The sequence below is a fragment of the Thiobacter subterraneus genome (assembly GCF_055379455.1).
Map to the genome: position 1 here is coordinate 888,052 of NZ_AP042402.1, position 14,142 is coordinate 902,193.

Consider the following 14,142-nt stretch of genomic DNA (forward strand, 5'->3'; position numbering starts at 1 on the left):
TCACGCAACCCAGTCGATCCCGCCCCGGGGTCGGTCCCGCGCGGGCAATTCAGCGCCGATACAGCTGCCGCCACCGGTTGCGCCTGCCGGCACGACGGAAATATTACGTCGTCATTCTAGAAGCCCTGCCGCAGACTGGCAACCGCTTCTTCCACCCGGTCCACCGCGAGGATTTCCAGACCGGCCGGCGGCTGGCGGGGAACGTTGGCACGCGGCACGATGGCGCGCTTGAACCCCAGTTTAGCCGCTTCCCTGAGGCGTTCAAGACCGCGCTGGACGGGACGCACTTCCCCCGCCAGCCCGACCTCCCCGAACACCACCAGCTTGGCGGGCAGGGGCTGGTTGCGCAGGGAGGAGACGATGGCGAGCAGCACCGCCAGATCGGCCGCCGGTTCGGTGATGCGCACCCCGCCCACGGCGTTGACGAACACGTCCTGGTCGAAGCAGGCGATGCCGGCATGGCGGTGCAGCACCGCCAGCAGCATGGCCAGCCGGTTCTGCTCCAGCCCCACCCCGAGCCGGCGCGGATTGGGGGCGTGGGCCTCGTCCACCAGGGCCTGCACCTCCACCAGCAGGGGGCGCGTGCCCTCCTGGGTGACCATGATGCAGGAGCCCGGCACTTCCCGGCCATGGTGAGAGAGAAACAGCGCCGAGGGATTGCTCACCTCGCGCAACCCCTTCTCCGTCATGGCGAACACGCCCAGCTCGTTCACCGCCCCGAAGCGGTTTTTGAAGGCCCGCACCAGGCGGAAGCTGGAATGGGTGTCGCCCTCGAAATAGAGCACGGTGTCCACGATGTGCTCCAGCACCCGCGGGCCGGCCAGGGCGCCCTCCTTGGTGACGTGGCCCACGAGGAGGATGGCAGTGCCGGTCTGCTTGGCGTGGCGGGTGAGCTGGGCGGCGCATTCCCGCACCTGGGCCACGCTGCCGGGGGCCGACTGCAGGGCCTCGGAGTAGAGGGTCTGGATGGAGTCGATGACCGCCACCTGCGGCGCGTGGGTGCGCAGCGTGTCGAGAATGCGCTCCAGGGTGATTTCCGCCAGCAGCGTGACCCGTGCCGCGTCCAGCGCCAGGCGCCGCGCGCGCAGGGCCACCTGCTGGGCCGACTCCTCGCCGCTCACGTAGAGCACTTCCCGCTCGCCGCTCATGTGGGCCAGCGCCTGCAGCAGCAGGGTGGATTTGCCGATGCCCGGATCGCCCCCCAGGAGCACCACCGCGCCCGGGACCAGGCCACCGCCCAGCACGCGGTCCAGTTCCGCCACGCCGGTGGGCCAGCGGGGTGCCTCCGCCGCCTGCACCTCCGCCAGGCGCTGCAGCCGGCCGTCGGCCGCCAGGGCCCGGTAGCGGTGGCCAGCGGCCGCGGGCGCCTCGGCCACGGTTTCCACCAGGGTGTTCCAGGCGCCGCAGTGGGGGCACTGCCCCTGCCATTTCACGCTCTGGCCGCCGCACTCGGTGCAGACGTGGACGGTGCGCTGCCTCGCCATGTCAGGCCTCCCTGAGGGGCACGCGCTCGGCGCGTCCCGTGAGCAATTCGTAGCTGATGGTGTCGGCGGCGCGCGCCACCTCCTCCACCGGCAGCCCCTGCCCCCACAGGGTGACCGGTGTGCCCACACCGGCCTCAGGCAGATGGCTGAGGTCCACGCACAGCATGTCCATGGAGACCCGCCCGAGGGTGCGGCTGCGCTGCCCCGCCACCAGCACCGGCGTGCCGGTGCCGGCATGGCGGGGATAGCCATCGGCATAACCGCAGGCGACGATGCCCACGCGCATGTCCCCCTCCGCCACGAAGGTCGCACCGTATCCCACCGCATCGCCGCGCCGCAGCCGTTGCACGGCAATGATGCGCGAGACCAGGGTCATGGCCGGCTGAAGACCGAGCGCCGCGGCCGGGACGTCTTCGAAGGGCGACGCCCCGTAGAGCATGATGCCGGGCCGCACCCAGTCGCCGTGGGTGTCCGGATGGCGCAGGAGTGCAGCGGAATTGGCGGCACTGAAGGGCATGGTGGGGCCGATCAGGGCCCGGAAACGCTCGAACTGGCGGCCCGGGCCGGCCAGTTCGTCGGCCGTGGCGAAGTGGGTCATCGCGGTCAACCGGCCCACCGCGCGACAGGCCCGCAGGCGCGCCTGCACCATGGCAAAGGCGTCCGGCGCGAATCCCAGCCGGTTCATGCCCGTGTTGACCTTGAGGAACACGTCCAGCGGGCGCGGCGGAGAAGCTGCCTCCAGCATGGCCACCTGCTCCTCGCTGTGCACGACGATGGCCAGCCCCAGGCGCGCGGCCTCGGTGACGTCCGCGGCGGCAAACGGCCCCTCCAAAAGCAGGATGGGATGGGCAAAGCCCGCCTCGCGCAGACGCACCGCCTCGTCCAGCCCCAGCACGCCGAAGCCATCGGCCTCGGCCAGCGCACGCGCCACCGTGAGCAGGCCGTGACCATAAGCATTGGCCTTCACCACCGCCAGGATGCGGGCGTTCGGGGCGGCGGCGCGTGCGCGGCGCAGGTTGTGCACCAGCGCCTCCCGGTGGATGAGGGCGGTGAGGGGACGGGACGGAGCCAAAGAGGACATGGGGAAACGCGAAGGGCTTGCGGCCGCGGCAGGCACCCCGGCTGGCGGTCAGTAGGAGCCCGGGTGGGCCAGATTCTCGAAGCGGGTGTACTCGCCCAGGAAGGCGAGCCGGACGGTGCCGATGGGGCCGTTACGCTGCTTGCCGATGATGATCTCGGCAATGCCTTTGTCCGGCGTCTCCGGGTTGTACACCTCGTCGCGGTAGATGAACAGGATCACGTCGGCGTCCTGCTCGATGGCGCCGGACTCGCGCAGATCCGACATCACCGGCCGCTTGTTGGGACGCTGCTCCAGGCTGCGGTTGAGCTGGGACAGCGCGATCACCGGCACCTCCAGTTCCTTGGCCAGCGCCTTCAGGGAGCGCGAGATCTCGGAGATCTCCGTGGCGCGGTTCTCGCCCTGGCCGCTGCCCGACATGAGCTGGAGATAATCGATCACGATCAGGCCCAGGCGACCGCACTGGCGGTGCAGGCGCCGGGCCCGCGCCCGCAGCTCCAGCGCCGACAGCGCGGCCGTCTCGTCGATGTAGATGGGTGCGTCGTTGAGCCTGCCCACGGCATAGGTGAGACGCTGCCAGTCCTCGTCCTGCAGGCGGCCGGTGCGCACGCGATGCTGGTCCAGTCTGCCCACCGAGCCCATCATGCGCATCACCAGCTGGGTGCCCGCCATCTCCATGGAGAACACCGCCACCGGCAGGCGCGTATCCAGGGCCACGTGTTCCGCGATGTTGAGGGAGAAGGCGGTCTTGCCCATGGAGGGCCGCCCGGCGACGATGATCAAATCACCCGGCTGCAGACCGGAGGTCATGCGGTCCAGGTCGGTATAGCCGGTGGGAATGCCGGTGACATCATTGGGATTCTCCCGCTGGAACAGCATGTCGATCCGTTCCACCACCTGGGTGAGCAGCGGCTGGATCTCGCTGAAACCCTGCTTGCCCCGGTTGCCCATCTCGGCGATGTGGAAGACCCTGGCCTCGGCCTCGTCGAGCAGCTCGGAGGCGGAGCGCCCGCCCGGCGCATAGGCCGAATCGGCGATGGCCGTGCCCACCTCCACCAGCCGGCGCATGATGGAACGGTCGCGCACGATCTCCGCATAACGGCGGATATTGGCGGCGGAGGGGGTGTTCTGGGCCAGCGCGGCCAGATAGGCGAGCCCGCCCACGGTGGCGAGTTCGCCGGCATTTTCCAGGGCCTCGGCCACGGTCACCACGTCCGCCGGCTTGTTCTCCTCCAGCAGCCGGACGATGTGGCGATAGATGAGGCGGTGATCGTAGCGGTAGAAATCCTCTTCGCCGAGGAGGTCACCGATGCGTTCCCAGGCACTGTTTTCCAGCAAAAGCCCGCCGAGCACGGCCTGTTCCGCCTCCACGGAATGGGGCGGGAGCTTGACGGCGTCGAACTGTTGATCACCCATGGAATCGGGAGGCGAGGTGGAATGGCCGGGATGCCGCCACAGGCTGCGGAAACGGCCGCGTTCGCGGCCGGGGCAGCCTGGGCAGAGGTTGACTAGTATAGCCCGCGCCCAGCAAAAAGGGCTGCACGCGGCAGCCCTTTTTTTGCCGGCGCCCGGGCGTGCTCACTGGGGGACGACGGTCACGGTGATGGAGGTGTGCACGTCCGTGTGCAGGACCAGCTCCACCGGGTATTCGCCGATGGCCTTGATCGGCCCGGCAGGCATGCGGACCTCGGACTTGGCCACGGTGATGCCCCGGGCCTTGAGGGCCTCGACGATGTCCACCATCCCCACGGAGCCGAACAGCTTGCCGTCCACGCCGGCCTTCTGGCTGATTTCCACGACCATGCCTTCCAGCTGGGCGGCACGGGCCTGGGCAGCGGCCAGCTTTTCCGCCTCCTGCCGTTCCAGCTCGGCACGCCGCTCGGCAAAGGCCTTGATGTTTGCCTCCGTGGCGCGCTTGGCCTTGCCCTGGGGAATCAGGTAGTTGCGGGCATAACCGTCCTTGACCTTGACCACATCGCCGAGCTGGCCCAGCTTGTGGACTTTCTCCATCAGAATCACTTGCATGGCTCGACTCCTCAGTGCTGGTCGGTATAGGGCAGAAGCGCCAGGAAGCGCGCCCGCTTGACGGCCGTGGACAGCTGCCGCTGGTAACGCGCCTTGGTGCCGGTGATGCGGGCGGGAATGATCTTGCCCGTCTCGCTGATGAAGTCCTTCAGGAGATTGACATCCTTGTAATCGACTTCCTTGATGCCTTCCGCCGTGAAACGGCAGTACTTGCGACGCTTGAACATTTGCCGGGACATGGTTCACCTCTATTCGGTCAATTCGATGATTTGCACGTGCAGCACCAACTGCGTGTCCGTGCGGCTCTTTCGCGCCAGGTAGCCTTCTGCTTCCACCTGCGCATCCCGCGGCCAGCCGGCGATGGTTTCGGCCAGGGCCTCGAACGCCACGGCCGGGATCACACATTCCACCTTGCGCCTGCCTTTCCCTGCCGGCTGCTCCGAACGGTGCAGAAGGGTGAAGGTCAGGACCGGCACGCCGGCCGGTGTGTGGCGCAGGCTGTCCTTCTCGACGATCCGGCCGCTGATGCGCGTCCGGTTGGTCGCCACTTCAGGCGCCGGCCGGGGGTGCCGCCTCCGCGGCGGTTTCCGGCTTGTCGCCCGTGGGCACCGCCTTGGCCTTCTCCTCCTTCATCATGGGCGAAGGCTCGGTAACCGGGCCCTTCATGCGGATGATGAGATGACGCAGCACCGCATCGTTGAACTTGAATGCGTGTTCCAGCTCGTCGAGGGTTTCCTGGTCGCACTCGATGTTCATCAGCACGTAGTGGGCCTTGTGCACCTTCTGGATGGGATAGGCGAGCTGGCGCCGGCCCCAGTCTTCCAGGCGGTAGATGCGGCCGTTGCGGCCGGTGATGGTGGCCTTGTAGCGCTCGATCATCGCCGGCACCTGTTCGCTCTGGTCCGGATGAACGATGAAAACGATTTCGTAATGTCGCATGCACGCTCCTTGTGGGTTGCAGCCTGCCGCGGTGCGCACGGTCAGGCAAGGTTGCTGGAAATTTCCCGGCCCAGCCGGAAAAGGGCCGCATTGTACTGATTTCCCAGGCAAAGGGCAACGCGCCCGGCAGGACGTGTCGGAGAACAGGGGCTGGCGGCGGCAGCCTCAAGCCTGCGCCGGCGCGGGCTTGAGCTGCCACAGCAGCAGCCCAAGGGCCAGCAGGGCGCAGCCGGCGGCCAGGGAATAGGTGACCGCCGCCCCCCAGAGATCCCAGCTGTAGCCGGCGTAGAGGCTGCCCAGGGTGCCCCCCGCGCCGAAGGAGATGCTGTTGTAGAGGGCCTGCCCCCGCGCCTGCAGGCGGCCCGGGAAGAAACGGTGCACCAGGGCGATGGCCGAGGCGTGATAGGCACCGAAGGTGGCGGCGTGCAGGGTCTGGGCGAAAAGGATGAGCAGGGGCTCGCCCACGCCCCAGGCGATGATGAGAAACCGCACCACCGCGAACCCGAAGCTCGCCTTGAGCACGGTTTCCAGACGGAAGCGTGCAAACAGCCGCGCCGACCAGAGAAACACCCCGATCTCGCAGATCACGCCGAGGGCCCACAGCCAGCCGATGCCGCTCTTGCTGTACCCATGGGACTCGAGATAGATCGAGTAGAAGGTGTAATAGGGTCCGTGGGCGGCGGACATCAGGAAACAGGCTGCAATCAGGGCCACTACCCGCGGCTGGCGCAGGACCTGCCAGACGGAATCGTGTCCGTGGGCGTGCTGCATCACCTCCGCTTCCGGAATGTGACGGGAAAACAGGGCGACGCCCAGCAGCGTGGCGAACACGATGGCCGGCAGCCAGTGGATGGCGATGTGGTCGAGCAGCATGCCCACGCCCACCACCGCGAGAATGAAACCCACCGAACCCCACACGCGAATGCTGCCGTAGCGGTCGGTGCGTTCCCCGAGGTGGCTCAGGGTGGTGGCCTCCACCAGGGGCAGCGAGGCGCTCCAGAAAAAACTCAGTAGCGCCATGGAGGCAAACAGCAGCCAGAAGCTGGTGCCCAGGAACACACCGGCGAAGGCGACCAGGCTGGCGAAGGCGGCGATCTGCACGATGAACACGCGCTTGCCAGACCGGTCCGCGAGATGACCCCACACGTTGGGCGCGAACATGCGCATTACGGAGAGGAGCGACATCAACACGCCGATCTGGAAGGCGGTGAAGGCCAGCGATTTGAGGTAGAGGCCCCAGTAGGGGGAAATCACGCCCACGAAGGCGAAATAAAAGAAATAGAAGCCCGAGAGCTCCCAGTAGGGCAGTCTGCCGTGGGCAAGTCCAGGGGACGCTCTGCGCATGGAGGAATCGGCGCCGGGTCGCGGGAAAAGGCAGGACGGGATCGGACCGCGCGCCGTCCGGGCGGCGCGCGTGCGCCGTTCCTTCAAGCCGCCCCACCCGGAATGCGCGGGCTGGGCGGCACCACGTCACCGTTCTGGGCCCGGTGACGCAGGGCGTGGTCCATGAGCACGATGGCGAGCAGCGCCTCGGCGATGGGCGTGGCGCGGATGCCCACACAGGGGTCGTGGCGGCCGGTGGTGGCCACCTGCACCGGCGCACCGGACAGATCCACCGAACGGCGCGGGATGGCGATGCTCGAGGTGGGCTTGATGGCGAGGGATACCTCGATGTCCTGCCCCGAGGAAATGCCGCCCAGGATGCCCCCGGCGTGATTGCTGAGGAAACCCTGGGGCGTGAGCTCGTCCCCATGCTCGCTGCCGCGCTGGGTGACGCTGCGGAACCCGGCACCGATCTCCACGCCCTTCACGGCGTTGAGCCCCATCATGGCATGGGCGATATCGGCATCCAGCCGGTCGTACAGGGGCTCGCCCCAACCCGGGGGCACGTTGTGGGCCACCACCCGCACTCTGGCGCCGATGGAATCCTTTTCCCTGCGAATGCCGTCCAGGTAGGCCTCCAGCTCCGGCACCATGGCGTTGTTGGGGGCAAAGAACGGATTCTGCTCCACCTCCTCCCAGCTCACGAAGGGAATCTCCTTTTCCCCCATCTGGGCCAGGTGGCCGCGGATGACGATGCCGTATTTCTCATGGAGCCACTTGCGCGCGATCGCCCCGGCTGCCACGGTGGGGGCGGTGAGGCGCGCCGAGGAGCGGCCCCCGCCCCGCCAGTCCCGGATACCGTATTTCTGCCAGTAGGTGTAGTCGGCATGCCCCGGCCGGAAGGTGCCGGCGATGTTGCCGTAATCCCTGCTGCGCTGATCCTCGTTGCGGATCAGCAGCGCAATGGGCGCGCCCGTGGTCCTGCCCTCGAACACCCCGGACAGGATCTCCACCGTGTCCGACTCGCGACGCTGGGTGACGTGGCGCGACGTGCCGGGCTTGCGCCGGTCGAGATCGCGCTGGATGTCCTCGGCGCAGAGGGCCATCCCGGGCGGGCAGCCGTCCACCACACAGCCGATCGCCGGCCCGTGGGATTCGCCAAAATTGGTGACGCAAAACAGCTTGCCGAGAGTATTGCCGGACATGGGAAATGCACCTGGGAAGATTCGGGCGCCGGGGGACTCGGGCGCGGAACGGTTTTGGTCTAAGTTTAACATGTCGTCCGCCGCCATTCCCCCCATGAACATCCACCAGCTCGATGCCGCCCAGGTGCTGGCACGCCTCGGCACCACGCCCCACGGACTGTCTAGCGCCGAGGCACGCCGGCGCCTTGCGGAATTCGGTCCCAACGTGATCGAAGCGGCCCGGCGGGCGCCGCTCCTGTGGCATCTCCTGCATGAATTCCTGCACCTGTTCGCCCTGGTCCTGTGGGTGGCGGCGGCGCTGGCCTTTTTCGCCGAATGGCGCATGCCGGGCCAGGGCATGGGTCGCCTCGGGGTGGCCATCGTGTGCGTGATCCTCCTCAACGGTCTGTTTTCCTTTTGGCAGGAATATCGCGCCGAACGTACCCTCGAGGCCCTGCGCCGGCTGCTGCCCCGACGCGTCAAGGTCTGGCGCGGGGGCATGCTGGAGGAACATGCGGCCGAAGAGCTGGTGCCGGGCGACGTGATCCAGCTTGCCGCCGGTGATGCCGTGCCGGCGGATGGGCGCCTGATCGCCGCGCAGGGACTGCGTCTGAACGTCGCCGCCCTCACCGGCGAATCCCTCCCGCGGGCGGCCGATGCGGCCCCCGCGCAGGCAGAGGCGCTCATCGACAGCACGAACGTGGTGCTGGCGGGTACCACCGTGCAGGCGGGCGAGGGGACCGCCGTGGTGTTCGCCACCGGCATGCGCACCGTGTTCGGCGGTATCGCCCACCTGAGCCAGGTCGAGCCCGACGTGCCCTCGCCGCTCATGCGCGAGATCGCGCGCATGAGCCGGCTGGTGGCCCTGCTGGCCACCGTCCTCGGCGTGGCCTGCTTTCTGGTGGGGCAGGCAGCAGGCATGCCGTTCTGGGCAGACTTCATGTTCGCCATCGGCATCATCGTGGCCAACGTTCCGGAGGGACTCCTGCCCACCGTGACGCTGTCGCTCGCGCTTGCCACCCAGCGCATGGCGCGCCGGCGTGCCCTGGTGCGCCATCTGCCGGCCGTGGAGGCGCTGGGCGCGGCCACGGTCATCGTCACCGACAAGACCGGCACGCTCACGGAAAACCGCATGGACGTGGCCCAGGTGTTCCTGGGCGATGCCGCCCATCCCGCCACCATGGCACAGCCCCTGCCTCGGCCGTTGCTGGAAGTGGCAGCCCACTGCCACGAGCTTGCGCAGGTGCGCGAAGGCGGCGCGGCGGTACTCCAGGGCGACCCCATGGAACAGGCGCTGGTGCGTTTCGCGCAAGAACGCGGCATCACGCCGCACCTGCCCCGGTGCGACGTCATTCCCTTCGACAGCGAACGCAAGCGGCTTTGCACGGTGCACGCCGCAGCGCAAGGCCCTGTCCTCTACTGCAAGGGCGCGCCGGAGACCGTGCTGCCCCTGTGCACCCAGCGTGCAGACGACGGCCCGCTGCGCGGGCTCGATGCCGGGGCGCGCAACCGGCTGCTGGAGGCTGCCGCAGGGCTTGCCCAGCAGGGTCTGCGTGTGCTGGCGCTCGCCTGGCGGCCCCTGCCGGCGGATCTGGCGCGGGAGGGCTGGGAAAGCGGGCTCGTCTTCCTGGGGCTGGTGGCGCTACGCGATCCGCCGCGTCCCGAGGTTCCTGCCGCCATCCGCACCTGCCGTGAGGCAGGCATCCGCCTGGTCATGGTGACCGGCGATCATCCCCAGACGGCGCTCGCGGTGGCGCGCGAAATTGGCCTCGTCAGCGGCGACGACGCGCGTGTCATCAGCGGCGCGCAGCTTGCGCGTATGACCGCGGCAGAGCTGCAAATCGCCCTGGACGCGCCGGAGATTCTGTTCGCGCGTCTGGGTCCCGACCAGAAGACGCGCATCGTCCAGGCACTGCGCCGCAAGGGCCATGTGGTGGCCGCCACCGGGGATGGCGTGAACGACGCGCCGGCCCTGCGCGCGGCGGACATCGGCGTGGCCATGGGGAAAAGCGGTACCGACGTGGCCCGGGCGGCGGCCGACGTCGTGCTGCTCGACGACAATTTCGCCACCATCGTCGCCGCCATCGAAGAAGGCCGGGCAGTCTATGACAACATCCGCAAGTTCCTGACCTACATCCTGAGTTCCAACATTCCGGAGATCGTGCCCTATCTCGCCTTTGCCCTGTTCGCCATTCCCCTGCCCCTCACCGTGATGCAGATCCTGGCCGTGGATCTGGGCACCGATCTGCTGCCGGCCCTGGCGCTGGGTGCCGAACGGCCCGATCCCGCCATCATGAAACGTCCACCCCGGCCGCGCCACGCACGTCTGCTCGATGCGCCCCTTTTGGCCCGCGCCTATCTCTGGCTGGGCATGATGGAAGCGGCAGCGGCGCTGACGGCGTTCTTCCTGGTGCTCAGCGCGACGGGCTGGCACCCGGGCCTGATGCCGGGCTTCGACGATCCGGGCTACCGTGCCGCCACCACTGCCTGCCTTGCCGCCATCGTCGTGATGCAGGTGGCCAACGTCTTCCTCTGCCGCAGCCCCCAGCGTTCCCTCCTGGAAACGGGCGTGGGCGGCAATCCCCTGCTCCCGCTCGCCCTGATCGTGGAGCTGGGCCTGTTGATGGCGATCGTGTACACGCCCCCCGGGCAGAAGGTGTTTGCCACGGCGCCACTGCCCGCCGGCGTGTGGCTTGCGCTGCTGCCCATGGCGGTTTTCATGGTGCTGGCCGAGGAGGCACGCAAGGCCTGGCGACGGCATCAGGGCCAATGATTCCCAAGGACGGGCGGCGCGGATAAACTTGCCCGCTTCACATTGCCCTCCTCCGGGGGGCCGCCACGGGAGGTGTCATGAAAGCCATTCTGATGACTGCCGCGGGTGGGCCCGAGGTGCTAAAGCCCGCCGAGCTGCCGATGCCGGAACTGCCGGGCCCCGATTACGTGCGGGTGCAACTGCATGCCGCGGGGGTGAATCCGGTGGACACCAAGTTGCGCAAGACGGCCGCCTATTATCCCGACCGCCTGCCCTGCGTGCTGGGTTGCGACGGCGCGGGTGTGGTGGAAAGCGTGGGTGCCAACGTGCACCGCTTCACCCCCGGCGACGAGGTCTATTTCTTCAACGGCGGCATCGGCGCCGATCAGGGCAATTACGCCGAATACACCGTGGTGCACCAGGATTACGTGGCCTTCAAGCCCCGTCACGTCACCATGGAAGAGGCCGCGGCCCTGCCCCTGGTGCTGATCACGGCCTGGGAATCGCTGGTGGACCGTACCTGCCTGGCGGAAGGTCAGACCGTGCTCATCCACGCGGGTGCCGGCGGCGTCGGCCACATTGCCATCCAGCTTGCGAAGCAGATCGGCGCCACCGTCATCACCACCGTGGGCACCCCGGAAAAGGCCGCGTGGGTGACCCATCTGGGCGCCGAGCGGGTGGTGGCCTACCGCGACGCGGATTTCGTCCAGGCGGTGCTGGACTGGACCCATGGCCGCGGTGTGGACGTGGTGCTGGACACGGTGGGGGGCGATACCCTGTGCCGTTCCTTCGCCTGCACCCGCGTCTATGGGCGGGTGGTCACCCTGTTGCAGATGGACTGCGCCGCGGAAGCCATCAGGCTGGCGCGGCTGCGCAACCTCGCCCTGGTGCAGGAACTCATGCTCACGCCTTCCCTGCTCGGCCTCCACGACCAGCGCGTCCACCAGCGGCGCATCCTGGAGGAGGGCGCCCGTTTGGTGGAAGCCGACAGGCTCAAGGTGAAGGTGTCCCACGTGCTGCCCCTGGAAGAGGCCGCGCGTGCCCACCGCATGATCGAAGAGGGTCACACCACCGGCAAGATCGTGCTCAGGATCGCCTGAGCATGGGCCGGGCGCCGCTGGCGGCACTGGCCTTCGTGCTTGCCTGTGCCGCCCACGCCGACACCTTCGTGCGCGAGGACATCATCACCGAGCCCACGCCGGCGGCCTACTCGCTCTGTTACGACCACGGCTGCGCCAGTCTCGCCACCCTCTCCCTCACGCCAGGACAATGGGCCTCGGTGCGCCGGCTGTTCCGGGGCCCCGTGCCCGATCCCGCCGTGGAGCGCGCCCGCATCGCGCAGGCCATCGCCCGCCTGGAGAGCCTGAGCGGACGCATGACCGGGACCGACCGCGACAGGGGTGGCGACCTCAAGGGACTGGGAGAGCCGGGCCAGATGGACTGCATCGACGAATCCATCAACACCACCACCTATCTGCGCATGTTGGAGAGCGCCCGGCTGCTGCGCTGGCACAGGGTGGAAGACCGGGCCACCCGGGGCTGGTTCATCCGCGGCTGGCCCCATACCACGGCCGTGATCCGCGAGACGCGCAGCGGCGAACGGTATGCCGTCGATTCCTGGTTCGAGGACAACGGCCAGCCACCCCACATCGTGCCCCTGCGCCAGTGGCAGGACGGCTGGGAGCCAGGTCCTTGAGCGCCCTGCGGGCCGAAATGCGGAAAGTTGCTGCAGCCGGCCGCGCCACGCTTGTTCCACGGCCCTTCAGAGCCGGTGCAGCATCTCCACGCCCCATGCCACACCGAAGCCGGTGACCTCGCTGGCGACCGCACCGAGCCCGCCCTCGCAGTCGTCCGCGGACAGGTCCATGTGCAGCCAGGGCCGGTCCCCGATGAAGCGCATCAGGAAGCGCGCCGCCAGGATGTGGTCGGCATCGCCTTCCATGGTGCACTGCTTGATGTCGGCCACCTTGCTTTCCAGGGCCGCCTCGTAATCGGCATCGATGGGAAAAGCACACACCCGCTCGCCGGTCGCCTGGCCGGCGGCGATGGCCGCGTCCAGAAGCTTCGGGGAATTGGACAAAACGCCGCTGTAGCGGTTGCCCAGGGCCACCTTCATGCTGCCGGTGAGGGTGGCGAAATCCAGCATCCAGTCCGGTTTCCGCCTGGCTGCCAGGGTCAGGGTGTCTGCCAGCACCATGCGTCCTTCGGCGTCGGTGTGCACGACCTCGATGGTGGTGCCGTTCAAGGCCGTGACCACGTCGTTTTGCTTGTAGGCGGCGGGGCTGATGTGGTTCTGGGCGATGGCGAGCCAGGCATCGAGGCGCACCGGCAGCCGCAATTCCGTGGCCGCCTGCAAAATGCCCAGCACCACGGCGGACCCGTTCATGTCCTTGTGCATGCCGTGCATGTGACGCGCGGGCTTGAGGTTGTGCCCGCCGGTATCGAAACAGATCCCCTTGCCCACCAGGGCCACCGACCGCTTCGCCCCACGGGGGGCATAGGCGAGATGCACCACGGCGGCATCCCGCTCCAGACTGCCCTGGGCCACCGCACAGAAGGCGCCTGCGCCCATGCGCCGTAGGCGTTCGAAATCGAACTCCTCGATCTTCCAGGCGTGGCTGCGCGCCAGGGCGCGCACCCGTTTGCGATACAGCGCCGGCGTGAGCTCGTTGGGCGGCAACTGGGTCAGCGAGCGGGTGAGCGCGCCACCATGGGCCACCGCACGCACCCGGGCCAGCGCCCCCGTATCGCTTGCCCCGTGGAGCACGACCGCCGCCACGCCCTTGCGCCGGTCCTTGCTCTTGTGACTGGGCAGCGCCACCCCATTCACCAGCGCCACGTAGGCGGCCAATGGCGCTGCGTGGCCACGCTGGGCTGCGCTGCCATACAGCGCGAGCGTGACCGTATCCGGTTGTTCCGAGAGCAGCGGCGCCAGCCCCTTGCGCAGCAGGGTGTGCTGCTCGAACACCGGGCGTGAGTCATCCAGCATCACCCAGGACAGCAGCGTCCCCGTCCCGGTCTCGCAGGTCACCCCATCGCGGGTGAGATCCGCGAGCTTCCCACGCCGGCGTGCCAGGGTAGCCTGCAGTGCCTGCGCAAAGGGAATGCGCGCGGCAAACGGATCCATGCCCGCGGGCAGGACCATCAGCACATGCCGCGCACGCTCGAGTATGCGTTCAGTGGCGGGCGCGGGATGTGTGGCGAGTCGGGGCAACATGGAAACTCCTCTGAATCACGTGTAAATGCATGTAAAACCTGATGAATCACTTGACGCATGGCAATGATTTGGCGATGATAGCAGACTTTGTTCGGGCCCAATCCGGGGCACAAAAAGCGCCGTCGCACGACAACGAATGG

General features: G+C 68.1%; 13 protein-coding genes. 3 read left to right on the top strand and 10 right to left on the bottom strand.

Features of this window, described 5'->3' with window-relative positions; all coding sequences use genetic code 11:
• Positions 1–116: 116 nt before the first annotated feature.
• From radA to aroC, 9 genes are all read right to left on the bottom strand, one after another.
• Positions 117–1,484, bottom strand: a complete 1,368-nt coding sequence (radA, locus tag ACZ42P_RS04515; protein WP_464898897.1) for a DNA repair protein RadA — start codon at positions 1,482–1,484, stop codon at positions 117–119.
• 1 nt (position 1,485) lies between these two features.
• Positions 1,486–2,565 carry an alanine racemase gene (gene alr / locus ACZ42P_RS04520; RefSeq protein WP_464898898.1) on the bottom strand — a complete coding sequence of 360 codons (1,080 nt, stop codon included), beginning with the start codon at positions 2,563–2,565 and terminating at the stop codon, positions 1,486–1,488.
• Positions 2,566–2,613: 48 nt separating this feature from the next.
• The gene (locus tag ACZ42P_RS04525) at positions 2,614–3,978 is read right to left on the bottom strand and encodes a replicative DNA helicase (RefSeq protein WP_464898899.1); all 1,365 of its coding nucleotides are present in this window, start codon (positions 3,976–3,978) and stop codon (positions 2,614–2,616) included.
• Between the two features lie 162 nt (positions 3,979–4,140).
• Positions 4,141–4,587, bottom strand: coding sequence for a 50S ribosomal protein L9 (gene rplI, locus ACZ42P_RS04530; protein WP_464898900.1), 447 nt, complete (start codon positions 4,585–4,587; stop codon positions 4,141–4,143).
• A gap of 11 nt (positions 4,588–4,598) precedes the next feature.
• Positions 4,599–4,826: a 30S ribosomal protein S18 gene (gene rpsR / locus ACZ42P_RS04535; protein ID WP_347306677.1), complete on the bottom strand. Its 228-nt coding sequence runs from the start codon at positions 4,824–4,826 to the stop codon at positions 4,599–4,601.
• Positions 4,827–4,835: 9 nt separating this feature from the next.
• Positions 4,836–5,135 carry a primosomal replication protein N gene (gene priB, locus ACZ42P_RS04540; protein ID WP_464898901.1) on the bottom strand — a complete coding sequence of 100 codons (300 nt, stop codon included), beginning with the start codon at positions 5,133–5,135 and terminating at the stop codon, positions 4,836–4,838.
• Between the two features lies 1 nt (position 5,136).
• On the bottom strand, positions 5,137–5,526 hold the full coding sequence (rpsF, locus tag ACZ42P_RS04545) for a 30S ribosomal protein S6 (protein ID WP_464898902.1): 390 nt from the start codon (positions 5,524–5,526) through the stop codon (positions 5,137–5,139).
• Between the two features lie 165 nt (positions 5,527–5,691).
• The gene (locus ACZ42P_RS04550) at positions 5,692–6,870 is read right to left on the bottom strand and encodes an MFS transporter (RefSeq protein WP_464898903.1); all 1,179 of its coding nucleotides are present in this window, start codon (positions 6,868–6,870) and stop codon (positions 5,692–5,694) included.
• Positions 6,871–6,953: 83 nt separating this feature from the next.
• A complete protein-coding gene (aroC, locus tag ACZ42P_RS04555; RefSeq protein ID WP_464898904.1) occupies positions 6,954–8,054 on the bottom strand; it encodes a chorismate synthase in 1,101 nt (366 codons plus the stop codon).
• A 70-nt stretch (positions 8,055–8,124) separates the two neighbouring features.
• Here aroC and ACZ42P_RS04560 point away from each other — a divergent pair, with 70 nt between their 5' ends.
• The 3 genes from ACZ42P_RS04560 to ACZ42P_RS04570 all read left to right on the top strand — a co-directional run bounded on the left by ACZ42P_RS04560 (position 8,125) and on the right by ACZ42P_RS04570 (position 12,481).
• Positions 8,125–10,806 (top strand): cation-translocating P-type ATPase, encoded by a 2,682-nt coding sequence (locus ACZ42P_RS04560; protein WP_464898905.1) that lies wholly within the window; start codon positions 8,125–8,127, stop codon positions 10,804–10,806.
• 77 nt (positions 10,807–10,883) lie between these two features.
• Positions 10,884–11,885 carry a zinc-dependent alcohol dehydrogenase family protein gene (locus ACZ42P_RS04565; RefSeq protein WP_464898906.1) on the top strand — a complete coding sequence of 334 codons (1,002 nt, stop codon included), beginning with the start codon at positions 10,884–10,886 and terminating at the stop codon, positions 11,883–11,885.
• A gap of 2 nt (positions 11,886–11,887) precedes the next feature.
• Positions 11,888–12,481, top strand: coding sequence for a hypothetical protein (locus ACZ42P_RS04570; RefSeq protein WP_464898907.1), 594 nt, complete (start codon positions 11,888–11,890; stop codon positions 12,479–12,481).
• 66 nt (positions 12,482–12,547) lie between these two features.
• Here ACZ42P_RS04570 and ACZ42P_RS04575 read toward each other — a convergent pair whose 3' ends face one another.
• Positions 12,548–14,002, bottom strand: a complete 1,455-nt coding sequence (locus ACZ42P_RS04575; RefSeq protein ID WP_464898908.1) for a M17 family metallopeptidase — start codon at positions 14,000–14,002, stop codon at positions 12,548–12,550.
• Between the last annotated feature and the right edge of the window lie 140 nt (positions 14,003–14,142).

Coding starts and splice junctions, on each gene's coding strand:
- radA (WP_464898897.1), bottom strand. CDS start 1,484: ATGGCGAGGCAGCGCACCGTCCACGTCTGCACCGAGTGCGGCGGCCAG.
- alr (WP_464898898.1), bottom strand. CDS start 2,565: ATGTCCTCTTTGGCTCCGTCCCGTCCCCTCACCGCCCTCATCCACCGG.
- ACZ42P_RS04525 (WP_464898899.1), bottom strand. CDS start 3,978: ATGGGTGATCAACAGTTCGACGCCGTCAAGCTCCCGCCCCATTCCGTG.
- rplI (WP_464898900.1), bottom strand. CDS start 4,587: ATGCAAGTGATTCTGATGGAGAAAGTCCACAAGCTGGGCCAGCTCGGC.
- rpsR (WP_347306677.1), bottom strand. CDS start 4,826: ATGTCCCGGCAAATGTTCAAGCGTCGCAAGTACTGCCGTTTCACGGCG.
- rpsF (WP_464898902.1), bottom strand. CDS start 5,526: ATGCGACATTACGAAATCGTTTTCATCGTTCATCCGGACCAGAGCGAA.
- ACZ42P_RS04550 (WP_464898903.1), bottom strand. CDS start 6,870: ATGCGCAGAGCGTCCCCTGGACTTGCCCACGGCAGACTGCCCTACTGG.
- aroC (WP_464898904.1), bottom strand. CDS start 8,054: ATGTCCGGCAATACTCTCGGCAAGCTGTTTTGCGTCACCAATTTTGGC.
- ACZ42P_RS04560 (WP_464898905.1), top strand. CDS start 8,125: ATGTCGTCCGCCGCCATTCCCCCCATGAACATCCACCAGCTCGATGCC.
- ACZ42P_RS04565 (WP_464898906.1), top strand. CDS start 10,884: ATGAAAGCCATTCTGATGACTGCCGCGGGTGGGCCCGAGGTGCTAAAG.
- ACZ42P_RS04570 (WP_464898907.1), top strand. CDS start 11,888: ATGGGCCGGGCGCCGCTGGCGGCACTGGCCTTCGTGCTTGCCTGTGCC.
- ACZ42P_RS04575 (WP_464898908.1), bottom strand. CDS start 14,002: ATGTTGCCCCGACTCGCCACACATCCCGCGCCCGCCACTGAACGCATA.